The organism is Microbispora sp. ZYX-F-249 (genome assembly GCF_039649665.1).
GTDB classification, from domain to species: Bacteria; Actinomycetota; Actinomycetes; order Streptosporangiales; family Streptosporangiaceae; genus Microbispora; species Microbispora maris.
This window is the reverse complement of the sequence record NZ_JBDJAW010000008.1, coordinates 94,596-118,440: the sequence shown is the minus strand read 5'-3', so window position 1 is coordinate 118,440 and position 23,845 is coordinate 94,596. Positions and strand designations below refer to the sequence as shown.

25 protein-coding genes and 1 pseudogene are annotated in these 23,845 nt (G+C 71.2%); 9 read left to right on the top strand and 17 right to left on the bottom strand.

Annotated elements, in window-relative coordinates; genetic code table 11:
• Positions 1-315: 315 nt before the first annotated feature.
• Together AAH991_RS12660 and AAH991_RS12655 are read right to left on the bottom strand one after the other, a co-directional pair.
• Positions 316-1,122, bottom strand: coding sequence for an alpha/beta fold hydrolase (locus tag AAH991_RS12660; protein WP_346225974.1), 807 nt, complete (start codon positions 1,120-1,122; stop codon positions 316-318).
• 11 nt (positions 1,123-1,133) lie between these two features.
• Positions 1,134-2,645: an MFS transporter gene (locus AAH991_RS12655; RefSeq protein ID WP_346225973.1), complete on the bottom strand. Its 1,512-nt coding sequence runs from the start codon at positions 2,643-2,645 to the stop codon at positions 1,134-1,136.
• A gap of 128 nt (positions 2,646-2,773) precedes the next feature.
• Between AAH991_RS12655 and AAH991_RS12650 the strand changes: the two genes are divergently transcribed.
• The gene (locus AAH991_RS12650) at positions 2,774-3,235 is read left to right on the top strand and encodes a MarR family winged helix-turn-helix transcriptional regulator (protein WP_346225972.1); all 462 of its coding nucleotides are present in this window, start codon (positions 2,774-2,776) and stop codon (positions 3,233-3,235) included.
• A gap of 43 nt (positions 3,236-3,278) precedes the next feature.
• The gene (locus tag AAH991_RS12645) at positions 3,279-3,905 is read left to right on the top strand and encodes an NADPH-dependent F420 reductase (protein WP_346225971.1); all 627 of its coding nucleotides are present in this window, start codon (positions 3,279-3,281) and stop codon (positions 3,903-3,905) included.
• An 84-nt stretch (positions 3,906-3,989) separates the two neighbouring features.
• Here the strand turns inward: AAH991_RS12645 and AAH991_RS12640 are convergent, their stop codons facing one another.
• The gene (locus AAH991_RS12640; protein WP_346225970.1) at positions 3,990-4,424 is read right to left on the bottom strand and encodes a type III secretion system chaperone family protein; all 435 of its coding nucleotides are present in this window, start codon (positions 4,422-4,424) and stop codon (positions 3,990-3,992) included.
• On the opposite strand from AAH991_RS12640, the pseudogene AAH991_RS40470 reads away from it, so the two are divergent.
• Together AAH991_RS40470 and AAH991_RS12630 are read left to right on the top strand one after the other, a co-directional pair.
• A pseudogene (locus AAH991_RS40470) lies at positions 4,305-4,586 on the top strand (sigma factor); the annotation flags it as partial. The gene AAH991_RS12640 and the pseudogene AAH991_RS40470 sit on opposite strands and share 120 nt — an antisense overlap.
• Before the next feature lie 148 nt (positions 4,587-4,734).
• Positions 4,735-5,799, top strand: coding sequence for a cobalamin-independent methionine synthase II family protein (locus AAH991_RS12630; protein WP_346225969.1), 1,065 nt, complete (start codon positions 4,735-4,737; stop codon positions 5,797-5,799).
• Between the two features lie 3 nt (positions 5,800-5,802).
• Here the strand turns inward: AAH991_RS12630 and AAH991_RS12625 are convergent, their stop codons facing one another.
• The 3 genes from AAH991_RS12625 to AAH991_RS12615 all read right to left on the bottom strand — a co-directional run bounded on the left by AAH991_RS12625 (position 5,803) and on the right by AAH991_RS12615 (position 8,018).
• Positions 5,803-6,744, bottom strand: a complete 942-nt coding sequence (locus tag AAH991_RS12625; protein ID WP_346225968.1) for a hypothetical protein — start codon at positions 6,742-6,744, stop codon at positions 5,803-5,805.
• Positions 6,745-6,809: 65 nt separating this feature from the next.
• Positions 6,810-7,379, bottom strand: a complete 570-nt coding sequence (locus tag AAH991_RS12620) for a carboxymuconolactone decarboxylase family protein (protein WP_346225967.1) — start codon at positions 7,377-7,379, stop codon at positions 6,810-6,812.
• Between the two features lie 105 nt (positions 7,380-7,484).
• The gene (locus tag AAH991_RS12615; protein WP_346225966.1) at positions 7,485-8,018 is read right to left on the bottom strand and encodes a TetR/AcrR family transcriptional regulator; all 534 of its coding nucleotides are present in this window, start codon (positions 8,016-8,018) and stop codon (positions 7,485-7,487) included.
• Positions 8,019-8,092: 74 nt separating this feature from the next.
• Between AAH991_RS12615 and AAH991_RS12610 the strand changes: the two genes are divergently transcribed.
• Positions 8,093-8,812, top strand: a complete 720-nt coding sequence (locus AAH991_RS12610; RefSeq protein WP_346225965.1) for an SDR family oxidoreductase — start codon at positions 8,093-8,095, stop codon at positions 8,810-8,812.
• 12 nt (positions 8,813-8,824) lie between these two features.
• Here the strand turns inward: AAH991_RS12610 and AAH991_RS12605 are convergent, their stop codons facing one another.
• From AAH991_RS12605 to AAH991_RS12580, 6 genes are all read right to left on the bottom strand, one after another.
• Positions 8,825-9,463, bottom strand: coding sequence for a pyridoxamine 5'-phosphate oxidase family protein (locus tag AAH991_RS12605; protein WP_346225964.1), 639 nt, complete (start codon positions 9,461-9,463; stop codon positions 8,825-8,827).
• 41 nt (positions 9,464-9,504) lie between these two features.
• Positions 9,505-10,410, bottom strand: a complete 906-nt coding sequence (locus AAH991_RS12600) for a hypothetical protein (RefSeq protein ID WP_346225963.1) — start codon at positions 10,408-10,410, stop codon at positions 9,505-9,507.
• Between the two features lie 139 nt (positions 10,411-10,549).
• Positions 10,550-10,723 carry a hypothetical protein gene (locus tag AAH991_RS12595; RefSeq protein WP_346225962.1) on the bottom strand — a complete coding sequence of 58 codons (174 nt, stop codon included), beginning with the start codon at positions 10,721-10,723 and terminating at the stop codon, positions 10,550-10,552.
• 249 nt (positions 10,724-10,972) lie between these two features.
• Positions 10,973-11,413, bottom strand: a complete 441-nt coding sequence (locus AAH991_RS12590) for a carboxymuconolactone decarboxylase family protein (protein ID WP_346225961.1) — start codon at positions 11,411-11,413, stop codon at positions 10,973-10,975.
• The gene (gene sigJ / locus AAH991_RS12585) at positions 11,410-12,318 is read right to left on the bottom strand and encodes an RNA polymerase sigma factor SigJ (RefSeq protein ID WP_346225960.1); all 909 of its coding nucleotides are present in this window, start codon (positions 12,316-12,318) and stop codon (positions 11,410-11,412) included. Before sigJ ends, AAH991_RS12590 begins: the two co-directional genes overlap by 4 nt.
• Before the next feature lie 43 nt (positions 12,319-12,361).
• Positions 12,362-13,813: an MFS transporter gene (locus AAH991_RS12580; protein ID WP_346225959.1), complete on the bottom strand. Its 1,452-nt coding sequence runs from the start codon at positions 13,811-13,813 to the stop codon at positions 12,362-12,364.
• A gap of 106 nt (positions 13,814-13,919) precedes the next feature.
• Between AAH991_RS12580 and AAH991_RS12575 the strand changes: the two genes are divergently transcribed.
• Positions 13,920-14,414 carry a winged helix-turn-helix transcriptional regulator gene (locus tag AAH991_RS12575; protein ID WP_346225958.1) on the top strand — a complete coding sequence of 165 codons (495 nt, stop codon included), beginning with the start codon at positions 13,920-13,922 and terminating at the stop codon, positions 14,412-14,414.
• Between the two features lie 50 nt (positions 14,415-14,464).
• Here AAH991_RS12575 and AAH991_RS12570 read toward each other — a convergent pair whose 3' ends face one another.
• From AAH991_RS12570 to AAH991_RS12555, 4 genes are read right to left on the bottom strand one after another with little or no spacing between them, the layout of a single operon-like run.
• Positions 14,465-15,466 (bottom strand): LacI family DNA-binding transcriptional regulator, encoded by a 1,002-nt coding sequence (locus tag AAH991_RS12570; RefSeq protein ID WP_346225957.1) that lies wholly within the window; start codon positions 15,464-15,466, stop codon positions 14,465-14,467.
• A 44-nt stretch (positions 15,467-15,510) separates the two neighbouring features.
• Positions 15,511-16,392 (bottom strand): carbohydrate ABC transporter permease, encoded by an 882-nt coding sequence (locus AAH991_RS12565; protein ID WP_346225956.1) that lies wholly within the window; start codon positions 16,390-16,392, stop codon positions 15,511-15,513.
• Positions 16,392-17,288, bottom strand: a complete 897-nt coding sequence (locus AAH991_RS12560) for a carbohydrate ABC transporter permease (protein WP_346225955.1) — start codon at positions 17,286-17,288, stop codon at positions 16,392-16,394. The genes AAH991_RS12565 and AAH991_RS12560 overlap by 1 nt, the downstream gene beginning before the upstream one ends.
• A gap of 2 nt (positions 17,289-17,290) precedes the next feature.
• Positions 17,291-18,607: an ABC transporter substrate-binding protein gene (locus AAH991_RS12555; RefSeq protein ID WP_346225954.1), complete on the bottom strand. Its 1,317-nt coding sequence runs from the start codon at positions 18,605-18,607 to the stop codon at positions 17,291-17,293.
• A 207-nt stretch (positions 18,608-18,814) separates the two neighbouring features.
• Between AAH991_RS12555 and AAH991_RS12550 the strand changes: the two genes are divergently transcribed.
• From AAH991_RS12550 to AAH991_RS12540, 3 genes are all read left to right on the top strand, one after another.
• Positions 18,815-20,800 (top strand): beta-galactosidase, encoded by a 1,986-nt coding sequence (locus AAH991_RS12550; RefSeq protein WP_346225953.1) that lies wholly within the window; start codon positions 18,815-18,817, stop codon positions 20,798-20,800.
• Between the two features lie 103 nt (positions 20,801-20,903).
• Positions 20,904-22,046: a glycoside hydrolase family 53 protein gene (locus AAH991_RS12545; RefSeq protein WP_346225952.1), complete on the top strand. Its 1,143-nt coding sequence runs from the start codon at positions 20,904-20,906 to the stop codon at positions 22,044-22,046.
• A gap of 89 nt (positions 22,047-22,135) precedes the next feature.
• Positions 22,136-23,227 carry a glycoside hydrolase family 53 protein gene (locus AAH991_RS12540; RefSeq protein WP_346225951.1) on the top strand — a complete coding sequence of 364 codons (1,092 nt, stop codon included), beginning with the start codon at positions 22,136-22,138 and terminating at the stop codon, positions 23,225-23,227.
• A gap of 75 nt (positions 23,228-23,302) precedes the next feature.
• Here the strand turns inward: AAH991_RS12540 and AAH991_RS12535 are convergent, their stop codons facing one another.
• Positions 23,303-23,776, bottom strand: a complete 474-nt coding sequence (locus tag AAH991_RS12535; protein ID WP_346225950.1) for a hypothetical protein — start codon at positions 23,774-23,776, stop codon at positions 23,303-23,305.
• Positions 23,777-23,845 lie beyond the last annotated feature (69 nt).

Sequence of the window (23,845 nt, the reverse complement as noted above, 5' to 3'; positions counted from 1 at the left end):
TGAGGCCCGCACGGTCGCAAACGGTCCACCTCGGAATGGAGGCTGTGCGTACAAGCATTATCAGTCGCCGCCACACATCGTCTTCAATGCCGAATCGCCAGGGCCACGGGGCTGCATGCCCCCCATGTGGCCAGAGAAACTCCCTGCCTGCAGCCTGCGCGGTGCCACCCGCGCCTTCGCGCACCAGGGTCAGATGGAAATTGGGCGACGCAATTGCTGACGAAAAACGAGGTACCGGCAGATGCGTCCAGTTGCGTCGGGATGCCGCACCTTCGGTTGGGGGCCGGCGAGTGCGCCGGCCCCCTTCGTGTTTCTTCAGACCGTCGCGGTGACGCGGTCCAGGTGCTCGATGATGACGGCGGTGAACGCGGCGGGGTCCTCGAAGGGCAGGCCGTGACCGCCGGGGACGGTCACGAGCTCGGCGTGCGGGATGAGCCGGGCGAGCTCACGCTGGTGGTGCGGTGGCACGATGCGATCGCCGGCGCTGGAGACGATCAGCGTCGGGGCGGTCACCCGGGGCAGCAGCTCCGTGATGTCCACCGTGATGTCGGCACGCGCCTGCCGGGCGAAGCCGTCCTCCGCGCCGTCGAGGGAGGCGGTGAAGGCGGCGGCGGCCTGCTCGAAGTCGTCCGCCGAGCGGGCGCGCAGCGTGGCGTCGCCCATCGCGGTGACCTGGAGCAGCCGGGCCAGCAGTGCCCTGTCGGTGCGCACCAGGCGGATCCACAGGTCCATCTGGAAGGCCATCCACGGGTCGGTCCTGGCCCATCCGGCATGCGCGGTCAGTGACAGCACCCTGTCCGGCCGGGTGCCGGCCGCCGCCAGCGCCACGACGGCGCCCAGCGAATGGCCGGCCAGATGGAAGCGCTCCAGGCCGGCGTGCGCGGCGGCACCGAGCACCTGGGCGACCAGGTCCTCCATGTGGATCGGGCCGCCCCCGTCGACCGTGGCGCCCGAGCCCGGCAGGTCGGGGGCGACCACGGTGAAGCGGTCCGCGACGGCCTCGATGAGGGGAGCCCAGTTGGTCTCGCCGGTGGCGCCGGTGCCGTGCACCAGCACGAGGCCGGGGCCGGTTCCGGTGACGAGATAGTCGACGGTGCTGGAGCCGACGGTGACGACGGGCATGATCGTTCCTTTCAGGAGGTGACCCGCGCGGGTTCGCGCACGGACATCAGGAGGCCGACGGCGAGCGCGCCGGCCAGGGACAGCAGGGTCAGCAGCCACAGGGCGGTGTGCAGCGCGTCCGCGTACCCGGCGCTCGCGAGGCGGGCGAACTCGAGCCGCCCCGCTCCCGCCGGAACGGCGCCCGCGATGTCGCCCTGCAGCAGGCGCGAGGTCGCCAGGGCCGCCCGCGCCTCGCCGTACCGGCCGGTCAGGCTCGCCCGGGTGAGCGTGGACAGCACCGCGCCGAGCACGGCGACGGCGACGACCTCGCCGGTGATCCGGGCGGTGTTGAACAGCCCGGCCGCCATTCCGGCCCGCGCGGGCTCGACGGAGGAGACGGCCGCGCCGTCGACCACGGCCAGTGACAGGCCGAACCCCGCCCCGATCAGCAGCAGCGGCGCGGCGAGCCGCGCCGGGCCCGCTCCGGCGGGGACCGCGGCCAGCAGCGCGGTCCCGGCGGCGGCCAGCAGCAGCGTGGCCACGAGGAGGGCGCGCTGCGGCACGCGGCGGGCCAGGACGCCGGTGACGGGCGGCATGACCAGCGTCGGCCCGGTCAGGAGCATCAGCGTCAGCCCCGCCTGCCGGGCCGAGTAGCCGGAGGTGGCCATCAGGTACGGCGGGAGCACGATCGTCAGCGCGACGAAGCCGAAGGCCAGCAGGAACGGTATGGACGCGATCGCCGCGAACCGGGGGTGGGTCAGCAGCGACAGGTCCACCAGCGGCGCGGGGTGGCGCCGTTCGGCCATGGCGAAGGCCGCGCCCAGGATCGCGCAGGCCGCGAAGGCGGCCGCCACCACGGGGTGCGTCCAGCCGAGCGTGGGGCCCTCGATCACGCCGACGGTGAAGGCGGCGAGCGCGAGGGTGAAGGCCGCCGCGCCGCCCCAGTCCATGGGTCCGCCGGGGACCGCCCGCGACTCCTCAAGCAACGCGCTCAGTGGCAGGACCGGGAGCAGCGCCACCGCGGCGGCGGCGAATAGGCCGCGCCACCCGGCGGCGCCGACCAGCGTCCCCGCGATCACCGGACCGAAGGCCAGTCCCAGGCCGAGTGTCGTGCCGAACCAGGCGAACGCCCTGGTCCTGCCGGGGCCAGCCGGATAGGCGTGCGCGAGCAGGGCGGTGCCGCCGGTGGAGGCCGCGGCGGCGCCCACGCCCGCCAGCGCCCTGGCGGCGATCAGAACGCCGACGTCCGGGGCGGCGGCGGCCAGGAGCATCGACGCCGTGAACACGCCGGCGCCGAGGGCGAACATCCGGCGCCGGCCGACCCGGTCGGCCAGCGCCCCGGTGCCCGCCATGAACGCGGCGAAGGTGAGGAAGAAGGCGTTGATCACCCACTGTGTGGCGTCCAGCCCGGCGTGCAGGTCCGCACCGATGTCGCCGAGCGCCTCGGCGGTGCCCGTGGCGGTCACCGGGACGAGCAGCACGGCGGCGCAGATCACGGCGAGGGTGGGCGCCCGGCGGGCCGGACCGGAGTATCGCGGGGACATCACTACCATCCGAAGCTTGACAACCATAAAAGCTCTGATGGTTATCAGAGCATGGATGTATAGGGGAAGGGTTGTCAAACCGGTGATAAGGTCCGCAAGTCAGGACCCTGGTGGCCGGGGGAGCGTGGATGGGAGCCGAGGAGAGGATCGCCGACGCGGTGGCGTGGCGGCCGGGCAACGCCATCAAGCGCGCCGAGCAGGCGCTCATCGCGGAGAAGACCCGCGTGCTGCGGCCGTTCGGCCTGACCGTCCCGCAGTACGCCGCGATGTACGCGCTGTCGCTCGCGCCGGGCGTCTCGGGGGCCAAGCTGGCGCGGTACTGCGCGGTGACCCCGCAGAGCATGACGACCGTGCTCAAGACGCTGGAGTCGCGCGGGCTGGTGGAGCGGCGTCCCTCCAGCGACCACGCCCAGGTGCTCGTGACCCGCCTCACCCGCGCCGGGCAGGCGTTGCTGCGCAAGGCCGACGCCGCGGCCGTGGCCGTGGAGCGCCGGCTCGTCGACGCCTTCACGCCCGACGAGGCCGGCCTGCTGCGGGACCTGCTGGAACGCGCCGTCGTCGTCCTGGAGGACAGGCCCCCGGGGGAGTGAGACCGGGGGAATGAGAGCGGGGGGCGGGCGTGTTGCCGCAGCCATGGTCATCGGATTCATCGGCAGCGGGAAGATCGGCGGCACCCTCGCGAAGCTGGCGGTCGACGCCGGGCACTCGGTGGTGCTGAGCAACTCCCGCGGGCCGCAGACGCTCTCCGAACTCGTCGCCCGGCTGGGCCCGGACGCACGCGCCGCCACCGCGGCCGAGGCCGCGGCGGCGGGGGACATCGTGGTCGTCACGATCCCCTTCGGGCGGTATCGCGAGGTGCCGGTCGAGCCGCTGGACGGCAAGATCGTGATCGACACGAACAACTACTACTTCGAGCGGGACGGTCACTTCCCCGAGCTGGACGCGGGGGAGACCACCGACACCGAGCTGCTCGCGGCGCACCTGCCGGGGTCGCGGGTCGTGAAGGCGTTCAACGCCATCAACTACGTCCATCTCGCCGAGCACGGGCAGGCCGCCGGCACCGAGAACCGGCGGGCGCTGCCCATCGCGGGCGACGACGCCGAGGCCAAGAAGGCGGTCGCCGAGCTGATCGACTCCTTCGGCTTCGACGTGGTCGACGCCGGCCCGCTCGCGGAGGGACGGCGGTTCCAGCGGGACAAGGCCGCCTACGGTCCGCGGCTCACCGCCGCCGAGCTGCGCGAGGCCCTGAGCCGCGGCTGACTCCGTCCGGCGGCCCGGCGTCCGGCCGGGCCGCCGGACGCTCGATCAGCCGGCCCGCTCAGTCGGTCCGCTCAGCCGGCCCGCTCAGTCGGTCTCGAAGGCGAGCCGGTCGGTGAGCCAGCGGTAGAACTTGATCGAGAACCTGACCCAGTGGGCCACCATCGTGGTCAGGTGTTCCCTGGTCACGCCGGCCCCGATGTAGACCTGCGAGTCGCCGACGAGGCGGATGTCGCCGTTGTCCTGGGTGAACGTGTACACCTTCGGCCACATCGTGTCGGCGTTCCACTCGTTGAGCGCCGTGAGCAGCATCGGTTTGTCGTCCACCGAGTGCGGCCTGTCGTAGAAGGTGCGTACGGTGAAGAGATCTCCTTCCCTGCCGAACAGGAAGAAGATCGTGAGATGGGCGGTGGAGATCGCCAGATCGCCCTCGGCGTCTATGGTGTGCTCGATGTCCAGCTCGTCGAGGATCTCCTCGAGGAGATCCCGGTCGGGCTGTACGACCGCTGGGGAAGGCGTCACGGTCCCATCCTGCCGCATCGGCTCGGTCCTGAAGTGGCGGATGTGACAAGGGAGCCCACCGAGGAGTTCGTCGAGCACAGAGCCCGATTGTTCGGGCTCGCCTACCGGCTTCTCGGCTCCGCCGCCGAGGCCGAGGACGCCGTCCAGGACGACTACCTGCGGTGGCACGCCGCCGATCCGGCCGTGATCGCCGGTGGTGGTCGCGCTCGCACGCGGCGGAGCGTCACGAGGCCGAGGCGGAGCGCTTGTGGTAGCTGCGCTTACCACTCTGTCATTGATGGGACACATGGGGTGACCGTACGCTCACCGCATGAGCATCCCCACCGAACCCATCGGCAGCATCCCCCGTCCCGAGACGTTGCTGACCGCCCTGGCCGACCACGCCGCAGGGCGGGTCGAGGACGACGAACTCGCCGAGCGGCAGGAGGAGGCGACCGCCGACACCATCCGCAGGCTGCAGGGGCTCGGTTGCCCGGTCCTGGTCGACGGTGAGCAGGCCAAGCCGAGCTTCGCCACCTACCCGGTTGCCGGGCTCGGCACGCTCGCGCCGGACGGTGCGGTCATCCCGTTCGCCGACGGGCACACGCGTCAGCTGCCGCGGCTCACCGGAGGGCCGTTCCGCTACGCGACCCACGCCGACGCGTACCTGCGGACGGCCCGTCGGCACACGGACCTGCCGGTCAAGCAGGCCGTCATCGCGCCCTCCGCGCTGAGCCTGCTGTACCCTGCAGAGGGGGTCGACGGCTATCCCCGCGAGGTCTTCCTCGACGACCTGGTCGACGAGGCCGAGGCGGACATCCGCAGGTGCCTCGACGCGGGAGCCCACATGGTGCAACTGGACTTCACCGAGGGTCGTCTGTCGCTCAAGCTCGACCCCTCGGGCGGCCTGCTGGACGCCTTCGTCGCCCTGAACAACCGGGTGCTCGAGCGCTTCACCGCGGCCGAGCGCGCCCGGATCGGCGTGCACACCTGCCCCGGCGGCGACCTGGACTCCACGCACAGCGCCGACGTCGATTACGCCCTGCTGCTCCCCACGCTCTTCCGGCTCCGGGTGGGCGGCTTCTACGTCCAGCTCGCGAGCGAGCCCGACCGGGAGCGGGTGCTCCGCGTGATCGCGGAAACGCTCCCGGCCGAGGCGCGGATCTTCGTGGGAGTGACCGACCCGATCGATCCCGTGGTGGAGACGGCCGAGCAGGTGCGCGACCGCGTTCTGGAGGCGGCCCGGCACCTGCCGCCCGAGCGGCTCGGCACCTGTGACGACTGCGGTTTCGCGCCGTTCGCCGACGACGCCTCGACATCGCGGGAGACGGCGTTCGCCAAGATCACCGCGCGGTTGGAGGGCACCAGGCTCGCCGAACAGGCGCTCGGGCTGTAAGCGCTACCAGGAGGCGGTGGGGAACCAGCCGTACCCGAACATCGCGGGCAGCCGTACGTCCCAGTAGAGGAACGTGAAGGCGCCGACGACGAGGAAGGCCACGGCGGTGACCGTCGCGACCCGCGCCGGAGCCGCCGTGAGCCATCGCGTGAAACGGCCCCTGGTCGCGTAGACCAGCACGACGAAGAGCAGGGCCATGAGGGTGATGTTGCCGAGCGACTGCAGGACGAACACGGCCGCCCCGTAGAACGGGTTGCGTGTCTGCGCCGCGTACTCGAACAGCTTGTGGAACAGCGGGAACGGACGGCCCACGAGGAAGCCGCCGATCAACGCGCCGACCACCACGAGCCGCGCGTGCGGGAAGCGGGTGGACACGCGGGCGAAGGGATCCGGTACGACACGCAGGGCCGCCAGGCCGAGGTAGACGAAGGCCAGGCCGATCAGCCCGAATGTCACGGACGCCTGGATCAGCCGGGGTGGCAGGCCGGAGGCCGCCTGCGCGGTGGACAACTGGGGCAGCCGCTCGCCGAGCAGGGCGCCCACCGCGCCGTACACCGCGGAGACGACGACCATGCCGAGCGCGAGCCTGCTGAGCGGGCGCAGCGCCGCCCTGAGCCGGCCGCCGGCGTCCGTGGAGTCGGCCATGGGTGCGATCGCGCTGAACACGGCGATGTTGCACGCGGTGAACGTCCCGGCCAGGCCCGAGACGAACGCGAAGACGGTGCCCGCGACGAGCCCTCCGATGGCCGTGTGCTTGGCGTCGTATCCGAGCAGCGTGTTGGCGACGTTGTCGCCGATCACGCTGTCCACGAACCGGAACGACCAGAGGGCGGCGATGAGCGCGCCGGCGAGCACGCTGAGGACGACGATCAGGCCACGGCGCCGGGGCACGCCGTCGGAGCGCGAGAGGGACGGGGAGGCGGGAAGCGGCAGGGTCCGAGCCATGAAACACCTTTCTCCGGACGAGGACGTGACGGGGGAGGTGCGATCGGGAGCTGCGGAAGGGACGGTCAGGACCGCCCGGCGGCGGCCTGCATCTCGGCGAAGAGCGCCAGGTAGCCGTTGGCGACGATCCCCTTGGCCCGGGCGGCGTACGACTCGGGGTCGTCGGGCGCGATCGTGGCCAGGCCGTCGACGTACCGGTTGAACATGCAGAAGGCGGCGGCGATGAGCACGGTGTCGTGGATCTCCAGGTCGGTCGCGTCCTCGGCGCGGGCCGCGACGATCTGCTCCTCGCTCACCTCCCTGCCGCCGCGCTGCACGGAGGCCGCGATGCGCAGCAGGGCCCGCATCTTGGGCGTGACCGGTGCGGAGCCGAGGTCGGTGCGCACCTGCTCGACCAGCGTCATCCCCTCGGGCAACTGGGCGGCGGCGTACGCGGCGTGGGAGGAGAAGCAGTATCGGCACTCGTTGAGCGACGACACGTACGCCGCGATCAACTCGCGCTCGCCCCGGGAAAGAGTGCTGTCGCCGCGCAGCAGCACCTCGGCGAGCGCGTTCAGCGGCAGGGCGGTCTCGGGGCGGAAGGCGAACAGGCCGCGGATCCCCGGGGCGTCGGATCCGAGGTCGATGTGGGGCATGGACGCTCCCTTGCTGGCGGGGGAAGGGGGACGGGCGTCTCCCCAAGCAGCGTCGGCGAGAAAGATCGTCCGGTCAACCTCCATGTTGCCCAGTGGACCGTGTGCTCATCCGATCCGGCGTACGAGCGCCGCGATGTCCCGCGCCGCGGCGGCGTCGAGCGGGGCGTGCCGGTTGAGCAGCCGATACCACATGACCCCAAAGACCATGTCCACCAGCAGGTCCAGGTCCGCGCCGGGGGGTGGCGGCATCCGTTCCAGCACTCCCCGCAGGGCGGCACGCCGTGGACCGATCAGCCGCTCGCGCAGCCGATCGCTCAAGGCGGGGTCGCTCTGGGCCTCTGCCATGAGGCCGGCCACCACGCTGCCGACGACCCCGTCGGCCAGCGCGAAGGTGTCGCTGAGGAATGTCTCCAGGTCGTCCTCGGACGGCGCCCGGGCGCCCGCGACGAGGTCGGTCATCGCCTCCAGCAACAGGTCGGCCTTGGTGTCCCACCACCGGTAGAGCGTCTGCCTGCCGGTGCCCGCCTCCTCGGCGACGCCCTTGAGCGTCACGTTCGGATAGCCGTCGCGCTCGCACAGCCGCAGGGCGGCCCGGAGGATCGCCCGGCGCGCCTCCTCGCTGCGAGGTCTGCCCACCATGCCCGCCACTTTACAAGACATCGTGCCTCGTTTTAATGTTACGAGGCATGATGTCTCGTAATGAGGAGAAGTCCGTGAACGAACGCGTGGTGATCGTCGGAGGTGCGAGCGGCATCGGCCTGGCCGCCGCCGTACGGCTGGCCGCGACGGGCCGCGATGTCGTCGTCACCGGCCGTACGCCGGAACGGCTGGAGCGGGCGGTCAAGCAGATCGGGGAGCGGGGCTCCGCCGTGGCGGCCGACGCCCGTGACCCGGAGGCGATGCGGAATCTGTTCGCCGAGGTGGGCCCGGTGGACCACGTCGTGATCAACGTGTCCGGCCGGAAGGGCGGGGGGCCGTTCCTGTCGCTGTCGCCCGACGACCTGCGCCGGGCCCTGGACGACAAACTGATCGCGCATGTGGTCACCGCCCAGGCCGCGCTCCCGGCGCTGCGGCGGGACGGGTCGCTGACGTTCGTCGCGGCGGCCAGTGCGAACAGCGCGATGGCCGGGGTGGCCGGGCTCGCGGCCGTGAACGGCGCGATCGAGTCGATGATCCCCGGCCTGGCCGTGGAGTTCGCCCCGGTCCGGGTCAACGCGGTGTCGCCCGGCGTGATCGACACAGAGTGGTGGGACGGGCTGGGGGACGACCGGCAGGGCACACTCGACGCGTTCGCCGCCGCCACCACGGTCGGCCGCGTCGGCGCTCCCGCCGAAGTGGCGAACGCGATCACCTACCTGATCGAGACGGGCTACGCGACGGGCACCGTGCTGACCGTCGACGGCGGTGTCCGCCTGAAGCCGGGCGCGCGCTGAGGGCCCCCTCGGTCAGTACGGCATGCCCGTGCGGGCCAGGATGTGCGGCGGGACGGGGTGGGCGGCGGCCCGCGGGTCGGTCACGGGGGCCTGCCACGACGGGGTGAGCGGCAGAACGCCCGCCCACACGTCGTGCGGGTCGTCCGCGTCGTCCGGGTGGCCCTCGCGCACCTTGACCGACGCCTCGTCGAGGGGGATCGCGAGGATGGTCGTCGCGGCCAGTTCCTTGCGGTTCGGCTGCCGGGCGTGGTCCCACTGGCCCGGAGCGACGTGCTCGGTCAGGCACCGCAGGGCGGCGAGTTTCTCGTCGTCCTCCAGCACGCGCGGCACGCCGTAGATCATCGCGCTGCGGTAGTTGACGCCGTGCTCGAAGACCGACCGGGCCAGCACGAGGCCGTCGACATGGGTGATCGTCACGCAGACCGTCGTGTCGCGGGTGAGGCTGCGGCTGGCCACCGAGCCGTGCACGTACAGATGGGCGTCGTCGAAGCCGTACACCGTCGGCACGACCATGGGGTCGCCGTCCACGACGACGCCGAGGTGGCAGACGAACCCGGCCCGGAGCACTTCGAACAGGGCCTCCCGGCCGGTGCGGCCCTGTTCCCGCAGGCGGCGGTGCCGGGTCCGCGCCGTCGCGGACAGATCACTCATAAGGCGCCATTCAATCAGATAAGGGATAGCCTGCGGCGGGCTCAGGGAATGATCTGCATCTGGACCACACCCATGAGGTAGGCGGCGCGAACGTGAGGATCGCGCACCATCTTCAGCGCGTCGGCGGGGGGCGTCCAGTCGACCATCACCCCGGAGATCAGCCCGGCGTCGGCCGTGCTCCGCATCGCCGTCAGGTCGAAGGCCTTCCTGGTCAGCGCCTTGCGCTGCAAGGGGCCGAGACCCCGCAGCCACGCGCGGAACTGCTCGACCGGGTCCGTTCCTCCCTCGCAGGCCGCCGTGTGGAGCGGCTGGCAGTTGTCCTCCGACCACGACAGCGGGAGATGCGCCGGTCCGAGGGCCGGGAACAGCACTCTGTCGCCCTCCAAGCCGCTCGCCTCGATCTCCGCATAGGTCAGGGGCTCCTTCAGTTCGACGACGAGAGCGACGCCGATGGACAGGTCGCCCAGTCGCGCCGCGGACACCGCTCCGGCGAGACCGGCCAGAAAGCGCTCGACCTTGCGGCGCTGCCGGAGCGGCCGTCCCGTCCCCTCCAGGTACCCCTTCCGCAACACCTCGGTGGCGGCGGTGTCCGGGATGGTCACCACGTCGACGTTGCCGCCGACGGCCGGATCGAGAGCCACCTTCCGTGGGGCGGTCGCAAGGTGGGCCGGGAGGGGGACGAGGTCGATCGGGATCGTGCCGGGTGCCTCGGTGGGCAGCGTGTTGTCCTCCCGGGTGAAATCGGACAGAGGGCCGGCCCCGTAATCCGGATGAGCGACGGCCAGGGCGACTCCGTAGGCCGAATACAGTTCGGCCCACTCCTTCCGGGCGATCTCACCGCCGTCGCTCGCGCAGGAGCCCACGGCGACCAGCACGGCGGCGAGCGCGATGCGAGCCGGCTTCCACACCCGTGACAACATCGCCTCCGCCGTCACCAGAACGATCATGCTGCCTGTGCATGCTAGGCGGTGGGGGCGGGTTCCGGCGGGTTCCATCCCTATTCGGCATCACGGCGATGGACGTGACGCACGCGGCCCGCCCGGCGGGAATGCCGGGCGGGCCGTGGGATCGCTGTGACGGACCGGATCAGGCGGCCGACGTCGGTCCGGACGTCCTCGGGAACCGGATGACGTTCCCGCCCGTGTAGGCCCTGAGGTCGACGATCTTCCTGTCCCCTCTGTCCCTCCTGGGCCTTCGGCGCAGCGCGGTCCTGATGTCCCTGACCTTGGCGAGCGACGGCACCACCGTGACCATGTTCATTACCCCCCGACCGTGATGGTTCCGTGACCTTGTCGGAATAGATATCGGAGACTCGGTAAAACCGGCGTAAAGCCTCCGCTGTCACGCGGGTCTCAGTAAGGAAGCGACCGGCCGGAGGGGGTGCGCAGGTCGAGATCGGCGGCGGGACGGCGGGTGCGGAGCGGCTTGCGGATCCTGGTGCGTCTCATGGCCTCCTCCTTCCGTGATGGAGGAAGACTATTCGCCCCGCGTGCCGCCGTCCTCCCGTTTTCAGGCGGAGCCGGGGCTCTTCCGGCTCACGACACAGATCCGGTTCCAGGCGTTGATCTGCGCGATGGCGACGACCAGCGCGGAGAGCTGCTCCTGGGAGTAGTGCTCAACCACCTCCGCCCAAAGCTCGTCCGGCACGGGGTCGGGGCGGTCGGCGAGCCGAGTCGCGGCCTCGGTCAGTGCGAGGGCCGCCCGTTCGGCGTCGCTGTAGAACGGCGCCTCCCGCCAACCGGCCACCGTCCACAGGCGCTCGTCGCTCTCGCCGGCCTTCTTCGCGTCCCGGTGGTGCATGTCCAGGCAGAAGGCGCAGCCGTTGATCTGGCTCGCCCGGATCTTCATCAGCTCCAGGGTCGCGGGCGGCACGTCGCACTCGTGCAGGAAGCGCTCCACCCCGAGCATGGCCTGGTACGCCTCGGGAGCCAGCTTGATCCTCGTGGTCATCGTCGGTTCCTCGTCTCGTCGGCCCGCGTCACGCGGGCGAGTTTCTCCGGGTTCGCGACCATGTCGACGGCGGTGATCCGGCCGCGCGCGATGGAAAGCCCCATCACGGCCACCAGACGCCCATCGCGGTAGCGCAGCAGCCCCGGCCAGCCGTTCACCGTGACCGGGACCAGCTCGTGCGAGCCGAACCTGCGGATGCCGAACAGCAGCCTGGCCACCTTGGCCGCGCCGAGGACGGGCCGCCTCGCCGCGCGCACCCGGCCGCCGCCGTCGCTGCGCAGCACGACGTCCGGGTCGAGCAACGCGAGCAGCGCGTCCAAGTCGTCGCCGAGGCAGGCCCGGGCGAAGGCGCGCACCACCCGCCGGTGCTCGGCGGGGTCCACGTCGAATCGGGGCGCACGGGACTCGACGTGCGCCCGTGCCCGCGCGGCGAGCTGCCGGCAGGCGGCCGGACTGCGCCCCACCGCCGCGCCCACCTCGGCGAACGTCAGGCCGAACACGTCGTGCAGCACGAAGGCGGTCCGCTCGGCCGGGCTGAGCGACTCCAGCACGACGAGCATGGCCATGCTCATCGACTCGTCCAGAGTCACCCGCTCGGCGGGGTCGGGCCCCATCAGAACGGGCTCGGGCAGCCACGGCCCCACGTACTCCTCCCTGCGGTGCCGCGCCGAGCGCAGCACGTCGAGGGCGAGCCGGGAGACCGTGACCACCAGCCAGCCGGTCGCGTCCCTGATCTCGTCACCACCCGCGGCCTTGGCGGTGCGCAGCCGCAGCCAGGCGTCCTGCACCACGTCCTCGGCCTCGTCGAGGCTGCCGAGCAGGCCGTACGCGACGCCGAGCAGCCGGGGCCGCAGTGCCTGGAACTCGGCGTCCAGGCCGGTCACCGCGCTTTCATGGTCGTTCACACCCTGAGGACGAGACACACCCTCAGTGTGTGACATCCGGCAGCTACGCCCGCGGGGCGGCCGCGGCCGGCTCGGCCGCTGCGTCCTGAGCGGACGCCGCGGCGCCGCCGGGGGCGCGGAGGCCGAAGGCGACGATGATCGCCCCGAGCGCCGCCGCCACCAGCGGGACGACCAGCGCGGTCCGCAGCCCATCCGGCCCGGACCTGGCCGCGACGCCGACGGCGGTGACGGCCGACAGCCCGAGCGCCGTGCCGAACTGCATCGCCGTGTAGAGCAGGCCGCCCGCCAGGCCGTGCTCGTCCTCGTCGACGCCCTCCGTCGCGGCCATGGTCAGCGGGCCGTACGCCAGGGAGAAGGACAGGCCGAGCAGGAGCAACGCCGGGAGCATGGCGGTGTAGGTCCAGTCCATGCCCACGGGGAGGAAGAGCGCGTACGCGACCGCCGCGAGGACGACGCCGCCGAACAGCACCCGGGTGTTGCCGAAGCGGTTGACCAGGCGCGGCGTCAGCGTCGGCGCGAGCACCGTGTCGATGCCGATCACCAGCATGGCCAGGCCGGTCTGCATCGTGTTCCAGCCACGCAACTCCTGAAGGTACAGGGTGACCAGGAACTGGAACCCGGCGAACGCGAACAGGAACAGCAGCGCCGCCGCGTTCACCCGCACCAGCGGCGCGCTACGGAGGATGCCCAGCCGCACCAGGGGCGACGACGATCGCCGCTCGATCGCGACGAACAGCACCAGCATCACCAGCCCCGCCGCGTTGGCACCGGCGGTCAGGCCGGGGCCGTCCCCGGGATGCTCCAGCCGCACCACCCCGTACGCGAGCAGCAACATGGCGGCTGTGACGGCGAACGCCCCGGGCAGGTCGAAGCCGCCCGAGGGGCGCCCGCCACCCGTGTCACGGACGAGGACCAGCGCCGCCGCCAGGATCAGCGCGGACAGGACGACCGGGGCGAAGAACACCCACCGCCAGCCGAACGCGGTGAGCACGCCGCCGGCGACCAGGCCGAGCGAGAACCCGCCCGCCGCCGTGCCCGCGTACACGCCGAGCGCCCTGGTGCGCACCGGCCCCTCCGGGAAGTTGGACGTGACCAGCGCCAGCCCGGCGGGCGCCATGAACGCGGCCGCGATCCCCGTGACGAACCGCGCGGCCAGCAGCATCCAGCCCTGGGTGGCGAGCCCGCCGAGCCCGGAGAAGACCAGGAAGACGGCCAGCCACAGCAGGAACATCCGACGATGGCCCAGCAGGTCGGCGGCGCGCCCGCCGAGCAGCATGAACCCGCCGTAGCCGAGCACGTAGGCGCTGACGACGCCGCTGAGCATCCCGGTGGACAGCCCCAGGTCGGCCCGGATCGACGGCAGCGCCACGTTGAGCATCGCCACGTCGATGCCCTCCAGGAAGATCGCGCCGCACAACACGAGCAGCACTCCCCGGGCGCGCCCGGTCATGCGGGCGGTGTGCCGGGCGGAGATTCCGCCCACGGAATCGGACATCGGAGTCCCGCTCCATCTCGTCGGGGAACCGGTCCCGGGGTGGTTCCCCGAGTGCCTGCCGGTTCCCTCTTGTAACCGACTGCATCGTCAGGCACTATCGGTGACTGTGGAAGACGGCACTTCCGAGTCCCTCGGTTACTGCGCGGATACCGGCGTCGACGACGACGTCCTCCAATGGGACCAGCGCGCGGACTGCGAGGTGCGGCAAATCCTCGACCGGATCGCCGACAAGTGGTCGCTCCTGGTCATCGCGCTGCTCGACAAGCGAAGCCTGCGCTTCACCGAGCTGCGCCGCGCGATCGACGGGGTCAGCCAGCGGATGCTGGCCCGCACGCTGCGGCATTTGGAACGGGACGGGCTGGTCAGCCGGACGGTCCACCCGACGGTCCCGCCGCGCGTGGACTACGCGCTGACGCCGATGGGCGCGACCCTGCACACGACCATCCGTGCCCTGGTCGACTGGACCGAGGAGCACCAGAACGCCATCGCCGCGGCCCGCGCCGCCTACGACCGGCGCGTGGCCGCCGAGCAGGAGGCCGCCGAGCGCGAGGAGGCCGAACGCCTGGCCGTCGCCCGCGCGGTCCTGCCGGTCAGGGGCTGACCGCCGGCACGGGTGCCCGGACGAGCGCGAGCACGCGCCGGGGACGCGACCTAGGCCGACTCCCTCACGACGAGACGGGTGGGCAGGATCACCGGGTCCACCGGGCCGCCGCCGTCGATGAGCGTGAGCAGGAGCCGTACGGTCTCCTGCGCGACCTCGGCGAGCGGCTGGCGGACGGTGGTCAGCGGCGGATGCGTGGTGGCGGCCACCGACGAGTCGTCGAAGCCCCCCACGGCCACGTCGTCGGGCACCCGGCGCCCGGCCGCGCGCAGCGTGGACAGCGCGCCGGCCGCCATGAGGTCGGAGGCCACGAAGACGGCGTCGAGGTCGGGCGTGCGCGCCAGCAGCCGCGCCATCGCGCTCTCGCCGCTGAGCTGGGTCCAGTCGCCGTGCTCGATGAGCTTCCTGGACGCCTTCCTGCCGAGCACGTCGGCGAAGCCCTCCAGGCGCTGGATGCCGCCGGGGGTGTCCATCGGGCCGGTGATCGTGGCGATCCTCCTGCGGCCCTGCTCGACCAGGTAGCGGGTCATCTGCCGGGCGCCCTCGCGGTCGTCGGCCGCCGCGTACGGGATCGTGGTCTCCCGCCCGATGACCGCGCCCTGCGCCACGGCGGGGACCTTCGTCTCCACCAGGGCGTCCACGAGCGTGTCGCCGGCGTGCGTGGACATCAGGAACACGCCGTCGGCGTGGCCGCCGCGCACGTAGCGGAGCACCCGCTCGCGGTCCCCGTCGTCGCCGGCCAGCATGACGACGAGGGACACATCGCGCTCGGCCAGGCGCTTGATGGCGGTGCGGATCATCACGCTGTAGTTGGGGTCCTCGAACAGCTTCTCGTGCGGCTCGGACAGGACCATCACGACAGAACCGGTCCGCTGGGTGACCAGGCTCCTGGCGGCGCGGTTGACGACGTACCCGGTCTCGGCGATGGCCCGGCGGACGGCGGCGTGGGCGGCGGGGCTCACGTACCGGTCGTCGTTGAGCACCCGGGAGACCGTGCCCCGGGAGACGCCCGCCGCCGCGGCCACGTCGTGGATGGTCGGACGTTTCGCCATAGACGTATTTTCCCCCCGCCGATCAGCGTGTTTCCCCGTGCGCATCAGCTTTTCACGGCCCCGCCGGACAGGTCCGTACGCCAGTAGCGCTGCATCGTGAGGAACAGCGCGATCAGCGGGACGAGCGACAGCATCGTCCCCGTGAGGATCAGGTTGTACAGCGACGGCTGGTTGGCGCCCGCGGCGAGCAGCGTGTAGAGGCCGACCGTCAGCGGGAACCTGTGGTCGTCGCCCAGCATGATGAACGGCAGCAGGAAGTTGTTCCAGATCGCGACGAACTGGAACAGGAAGATCGTCACCATGCCCGGCGTCATCATCGGCAGCGCCACCTGGCGGAACAATCGCCACTCGCCCGCGCCGTCCAGCCGGCCCGCCTCCAGCAGCGAGCCCGGGATCGCGGCCCTGGCGTAGATCCGGGCCAGGTAGATGCTGTACGGATGCAGGATCTGGGGCAGCAGCACCGACCAGTACGTGTCGGCCAGGCCGGCCTTGGAGAACAGCAGATACTGCGGGATCGCCAGCACCACCGACGGCACGAGGATGCCGCCGATGAGCAGGTTGAAGATCAGATTCCGCCCCGGGAAGTCGTACGTGGCGAGGGCGTAGCCCGAGACGGTGGACACGGCGGTCGACAGGACCGCGCCGCCCCCGGCGTACAGGAGGGTGTTGAGCAGCCAGAGCCAGAAGACGCCGTCGCGGTAGGCGAACAGGTCGCCCAGGTTGGACAGCAGCCCGGTCCCGGGCGCGAACGTCGAGGTGGAGAACAGTTCGGCCTTCGACTTGGTGGCCGCGACCACCACCCAGCTCACCGGGAACAGGGTGTAGATGGCGCCCAGCACGAGCACCCCGGTCGGCACGACTCCCAGCGGCCGGCGCGGCGCCGGCCTGGCGTGGCCGCGGCCGCGCGGCAGCGCGGTGGCGGTCATCAGCCCTCCCCGAACGCGCGGTTCTTCACGATCCGCAGGAAACCGAACGACAGGACGAGGGAGATGCCGGCGATCACCATGGAGGTCGCGGCGGCCGAGTAGAGGTCGCCGGTGACGAACGCGTCGCGGTACACCTTCATCAGGGGGCTCCAGGTCGAGCTGATCGTGTTCGTCAGCGGCCGAAGGGTGGTCGGTTCCGTGAACACCTGGACGGTCGCGATGACGGAGAACACGGTGGTCAGGATGATCGACGGGACCAGGATCGGGATCTTGATGCGCAGCGCGATGTCGAGTTCGCTCGCGCCGTCGATCCTGGCCGCCTCGTAGTACTCCCGCGGCACGGCCCGCAGGTTCGTGTAGAGCACCAGCATGTTGAAGCCGGTGCCGCCCCAGACCGCGACGTTCGCCATCGAGAACGTCACCAGGCCGGCGCTCAGGAACGGGTGCTCGCCGAACGGGCTGAGGCTGGGCAGGTAGAGGAAGCCCCACATCAGCGTCGCGGCCACGCCGGGCACGGCGTACGGCAGGAAGATCGAGATCCGGGTGAGGCGGGCGAGCCGCACGTGCGCGGCGTCGAGCATGAGCGCGAACACGAGGGCGAGCCCCAGCATCAGCACCAGCACCAGCGCGCCGTATCCGAGGACGCGCAGCCAGCCGGCCCACAGCTCGCCGTCGCCGACGGCCGCCGCGTAGTTGGCGAGCCCGGCGAAGACCTCCGTACGGGCCCCCTTGCCGAGGCCCAGTCCGGAGACCTTCGTGCGCCGCAGGCTCAGATAGATCGTGTAACCGATGGGCAGGGCCATGAAGAGCGCGAACAGCGCCATGGCCGGGGCGAGGAACAGGTAGGGCACGGCGCCCGCGCGATGCGCGCGGGCGCCCTTCTCAGGAGATCGCATCGTCACTGGGCGAGGCTGAAGCCGGACTTCTGCATGTCGGCGACGGTGGTGTCCTGCATCGTCCCGACTGCCGCGGCGAAGTCGGATTTGGCGGCGACGGCCTTGTCGAAGGCGTCCTTGTAGGCGTTGTAGGTCACGTTGACGTTGGGGCCGAAGGTGAAGCCGCGGGCGGTGGCGCCTATGTCGGCCGCCTGCTTCCAGAAGTCGGGCTGGTTGGAGAAGTAGTCCGGCGCCTCGGTCATCAGGGCGGCCCCCTTGGCGGAGGCCGGGTAGACCGCGCCCTCCTTGATGAGCAGGCCGAGCGCCTGCGGGTCGGTGTTGAGCCAGGTGGCGAACTGCGCGGCGGCCGCCTTGTTGGGCGACTTCGCGGCGACGGCGGTGGACGAGCCGCCCCAGAAGCCGCTGTGGTTCTCACCCGCGTTCCACTGCGGCAGCGGGGCGATGGCCCACTTGCCCTTGGCCTTCGGCGCGTTGCTCGACAGGACGCCCGGGCCCCACACCGCCGACGGCCAGGTGAGCAGCTTGCCGTCGTTGAGCGCCTTGTTCCACTCGGGGGTGAAGTACGGCATGCCGTCGATGACGCCCTCCTTCACCAGGCCGCCCCAGTAGGAGGCGACCTTCGTGGTGGCCTCGTCGTTCACCGCGACCTTCCAGGCGTCGCCGCTGATCGACCACCACTGCGCGCCCGCCTGCTGGGAGAGGCCGGCGAACCAGCCCGGGTCCTTGCTGGAGAACGTGCCGAGGAAGACCTTCGGGTCCTTCTTGTGCACGGTGCGGGCGGCCTCGGCGTACTCGTCCCAGGTCTTCGGCACCTCGATGCCGTACTTCTCGAACAGGTCCTGCCGGTAGTAGAGCATCATCGGCCCGCTGTCCTGCGGGACCGCGTAGACGGCGTCGGTGCCGAGGGTCACCAGCCCCCAGACGCCCTCGCCGAACTCGCTCTTCGCCTGCGCGGTCTCCGCCTTGAGGTCGGCCACGGCGTCGGCCGCGACGAAGGAGGGCAGCATCTGGTATTCGGCCTGGACCAGGTCGGGCGGATTGCCGGCCTTGGCGGCGGTGAGGAACTTGGCCGCCGCGTCGTCCCCGCCCGCCTGCTTGCTGACCGTGACCTGGATGTCGGGGTGGGCCTGGTTCCACACCGCGGCGATCTTGTCCATGTTCGGGACCCAGGTCCAGTAGGTCAGCTTCACCGGCCCGGCCGGTGCCGCGCTCCGGCTCGCGGCCTCCGAGGACGGTTTCTCGGCGCCGCCCGAGCAGGCCGCCGACAGTGCGGTGGTGAGGATCGCGACGGCCGCCACTGCTGACCGGTTTCCACGCATAGGGCCCTCCAGGCAGGGGGGAGAGGGAGTGGGGAGGATGAAACGTTCTGGGAGCGTTCACAGAGTGGAAGTTCGCCAATGTGCTGTCAATGGTCGTTACCCGGTTGTTAACGGCCCGTCTTCAACAGCGCAAATCGCCCACACCTTCACGACTGAGCGGCTGTGCGTTACTGTGCACGTTCACAGAAGCAGAATCGAGGGGGAGACGTGCCCGGATATCCCGTCCTGCCCGAGGGCCTCGCCTACGGCGGGGACTACAACCCCGAGCAGTGGCCGGAGGACGTGTGGCGGGAGGACGTCCGCCTGATGCGGGAGGCCGGGGTGAACCTGGTCACCGTGGGGGTCTTCAACTGGGGACTGATCGAACCGGAGGAGGGCGAGTACGACTTCTCCCGGCTCGACCGGGTCCTCGACCTGCTCCACTCGGCCGGCGTGTACGCCGACCTCGCCACCCCCACCTCGTCGCCGCCCACGTGGTTCCGCCGCCGCTACCCCGGCAGCCGCCTGGTGGACCGGGAGGGCCACGTGCTCGGCGGAGGCTCACGGCACAGCTTCTGCCCGAGCTCGCCCGACTACGCCGCCGCGTCCGAGCGGATCGTCGCCGCACTGGCCCGGCGGTACGCCGGCCACCCCGCGGTGGTCATGTGGCACGTGCACAACGAGTACGGCTGGGCCAACGCCCACTGCTACTGCCCGACGTCGGCCGAGGCGTTCCGCGCCTGGCTGAGGGACAGGTACGGCGACGTGGGGGCGCTCAACGCCGCCTGGGGCACGACCTTCTGGGGGCTGACCTACGGCTCGTTCGAGGAGGTCGAGCCGCCCGTGGCCGCGCCGGCGGGCCTGCTCACCGGGCTCCAGCTCGACTTCATGCGGTTCTCCGTCGACGCCCACATCGCCTGTTTCCGCAGGGAACGGGACACGATCCGCCGGTTCGGCGACCTGCCCGTCACGACCAACTTCATGATCCCCAACTGCAAGCCGATGGACTACTGGCGGTGGGCGGCGGAGGTCGACGTGGTGGCCAACGACCACTACCTCGACTCGGGGCGGGCCGACCCGCACATCGAACTCGCCATGGCCGCCGACCTCACCCGCTCGGTGGCCGGAGGCCGCCCCTGGATGCTGATGGAGCACTCGACGGGCGCGGTCAACTGGCAGCCGCGCAACCTCGCCAAACGGCCGGGGGAGATGCGCCGCAACACCCTCGCCCACGTTGCGCGCGGCTCGGACTCGGCGATGTTCTTCCAGTGGCGCGCCTCCCGCCACGGCGCGGAGAAGTTCCACTCGGCGATGGTGCCGCACGCCGGGACCGACTCGCAGATGTGGCGCGACGTGGTGGCGCTCGGCGCGGACCTGCGCGAACTCGCCGGGGTCAGGGGCTCGCAGGTGACGGCCGAGGTCGCCGTGGTGTGGGACTGGGAGTCCTACTGGGCGCTCGAGTTCGAGTGGCGGCCCTCGGCCGACCTGCGCTTCCGGGAGCGCGTCGAGGCCTACTACGAGGCGCTGTGGCGGGAGCACGTCACCGTCGACTTCGTCCACCCGTCGGCCGACCTGTCGCCGTACCGGCTGGTCGTCGCGCCGAGTTCCTACCTGCTCGCAGAGGCGCCGGCGAAGAACCTGCACCGCTACGTGGAGGCGGGCGGGCACCTGCTCGTCTCCTACTTCTCCGGAATCGTGGACGAGAACGACACCGTCCACGCGGGGCCCTGTCCCGGGGCGCTGCGCGAGGTGCTCGGGGTGGTCGTCGAGGAGTTCCACCCGCTGCGCGAGCACGAGACCGTGACGGTGGAGCCCTTCTCCGCCACCGGCCGGATCTGGTCCGAGCGCGTACGGCTCGCGGGGGCGCGGGCCGTGCACGAGTTCGGCGACGGGCCCGATGCCGGGCACCCCGCCGTCACCCGGCACGACCTGGGCGCGGGCACCGCGTGGTACGTGTCCACCGCCCTGGACGCCGGGTCCGGCCTGCGCGGGCTCCTCGGCCGGGTGCTCGACGGCGCGGGCGTCTCCCGGCCGCGCGGCCTGCCCGACACGCTCGAGCTCGTACGGCGGGGCGACCACCTGTTCCTCATCAACCACGGGGACGCGCCGGTCACCGTGTACGGGGTGACCGGCACCGGGGTGCTCGACCGCGCCGCGTACGACGGCTCGGCGACGGTGCCCGCCGGAGGCGTCGTGGTCGTCCGCACCGAGTGAGACTCCCCGGCGCCGTGCCGCACCTGACCGACGGCACGGCGCCGGGGCCCGCACAATCACCCACAGAGGAACACGGCTCGTCCTCTCCTGACCGGAGGATCACATGGCTCGATTCCTGGCGGCCCTGCTGTGCGCGATGGCCGCGCTGTTCACCACCGTCGCCCCGGCCGGGGCCGCGGCACCGGCCGGCGGCGGCCCGAAGCCCGGCGGCCCCCCACCCCACCTCGCGATCAGGGGCGCCGACGTGTCGAGCCTCGCCAAGTCCGAGGCGCTGGGCGGGACGTACCGCTACGCGAACGGGCGGCGGGGCGACGCGCTGGCGATCCTGCGGCACAGCGGGGTCAACTACATCCGGCTCAAGGTGTGGGTGAACCCCGCCGACGGCTACAACACCGAGAACCAGGTGCTCGCGATCGCGAAGCGGGCCAAGGCGCTCGGCATGGGCCTGCTGGTCGACTTCCACTACTCCGACTCCTGGGCCGACCCGGGCAAGCAGAACAAGCCCGCCGCCTGGTCCGCGCTGTCGTTCGAAGAACTGAAGCAGGCGGTGTACGACCACACCTACGACGTGCTGAGCGCGCTGAAGGCGCAGGGCACGACGGCCGACATGGTCCAGGTCGGCAACGAGATCAACGGCGGCCTGCTGTGGCCGGACGGCCGCTGGGACGCCTGGCCGGGAATGGCCGCCCTGCTGGGCGCCGGGTACGACGCGGTCAAGGCGGTGTCCGCCCGGACGAAGGTCGTGCTGCACTTGGCGGACGGCGGCGACAACGGCCTCTACCGGTGGTGGTTCGACACCGCCGCGTCCTACGGCGTCCGCTACGACGTGATCGGCCTGTCGTACTACCCGTTCTGGCACGGCACCCTCGCCGCGTTCCAGGCCAACCTCAACGACGTCGCCGCACGGTACGGCAAGCCGGTCGTGGTGGCGGAGACCGCCTATCCCTTCACGACGGCCGACGACGACGGCTGGGAGAACATCGTCACCTCCGCCGAGCCGTACCCGGGATATCCGGCGACCCCTGCGGGCCAGGCGGCGTTCGCCCGCGACCTGACGAACATCGTGCGGGCGGTGCCCGGCGGACTCGGCCTGGGGGCCTTCTGGTGGGAGGCCACCTGGACGGGGGTGAAGGGCAACGGCTGGGATCCCGCCGACCCGTCGTCGGGCAACGCCTGGGAGAACCAGGCGTTGTTCGGCTTCGACGACCGGGCGCTGCCCGCGCTGCGGGAGTTCGCCCGCCGGTGAGTATCGAAACGTCCCTCGCCGTGGCGGCCTGACCTCGTGACGGCGGGGGTTCGGGGGCGTCCACCCATCCTCTCCTGACCGGAGGAACCATGAGAAAGATCCTGGCGGCGCTGGTCGTGTGCGCCGCCGCGGTGCTCCCCGCCGCGCAACCGGCGCACGCCGCCGGCACACTGACCATGCTCGGAGCCGACGTCTCCTCCGTGCAGCGCTCCCTCGACCTGGGCGCGAAGTACTACGACGCGGGCGGCGCCCAGCGGGACCCGCTCGACATCCTCAAGGGCGTCGGCGTCAACTACGTCCGCCTGCGGATCTGGAACAACCCGGCCAGCGGCTACAACAACAAGGCGAAGGTCCTCCAGTACGCCAGGACGGTCAAGGCCAAGGGCCTGAAGCTGATGATCGACTTCCACTACTCCGACACGTGGGCGGATCCCGGCAAGCAGTACAAGCCCGCCGCGTGGGCCAGCCACGGCATCGGCCAGTTGCAGACCGACGTCTACAACTACACCTACGACGTGTGCTCCAGCCTCAAGGCCCAGGGCACGACCCCCGACAGCGTGCAGATCGGCAACGAGATCAACGTCGGCATGCTGTGGAACGACGGCAAGGTCGTCAACAACGACTTCACGAACCTGAGCCTGCTGCTCAAGGCCGGCTACAACGCGACCAAGGCGTGCAACTCCGGCACTCAGGTGATCATCCACACCGCGAACGCCGACAGCGACGCGCACGCCCGCTGGTTCTACGACGGCATCCGGGCCAAGGGCGTCCCCTGGGACATCACCGGCCTGTCGTACTACTGCATGTGGCACGGCACGCTGTCCAACCTGTCCAGCGTGATCTCGGACATGCGGTCCCGCTACGGCAAGCCGGTCGTCATCGCCGAGACGGCCTACCCGTTCACTCCGAACAACGCCGACTGGGAGGGCAACTCGGTCACGTCGGGCTGTCCGGGATACGGCCTCACCTGGCAGGGTCAGGGCGCCGAGTTCGCGGCGGTGCAGAGCACGGCCCGCAGCGCGGGCGCCGTCGGCGTCTTCTACTGGGAGCCGACGTGGTACGCCGTGCCCGGGAACGGCTGGGACCCGGCGAACATCAACGGCACCGGCGACGGCTGGGACAACATGGCCGTCTTCGACTGGACCGGCCACATCAACCCGAACGTCAGATGGACCCCGTGACCGACTGACATCAAGCGGGCCGCCTCCGGGGTGCACCCCCGGGCGGCCCGCCCGCCCCCACAGGCCAGGCGGTCATCAATCGAACAGCTCGTCGACTGTGGTGATGACGGCAGCCCTGCGGACCCAGGCCTCCAGTTGGTTCGTGTCCTCACACCGCTGGATCCGTTCGCGCACATCGTCGGAGATCTCCAGGCCGCGGGCGTCGAGCATGATGAGAAGCGCCTCCGCGCGGCCCTGGTCCTTCCAGTGGGAGAAGTACTTGTCGCCGAGGTAGTCGAAGTCCTGAATGGTGGTCACCATCTCCTCCAGACGCTTGACCGTCACATCCTGTAGCGAGCTGATCACGTAGTTCAAATATACTCTGGCGCGATCCTCATCCAATGTCGCCAGCCCCGCCAGCATCGCCTCCAGCACCTGCTCGTCGTCGGCCTCGACTGGATGCGCCACGGCCGAGAGCACGGCGAGTTCCGGGCTGGCGCGGGCCTGGTCGGGGTCGGTGATCAGGGGGGATGCGGCCGGGGTCGATCGCCAGCGGTGTGATGGCGCCACTCGGGGAGTTCGAGTGGCATCTCGTGATCAATACCGGGCATGGCCGAGAATTTACTCAATGTTGAGACT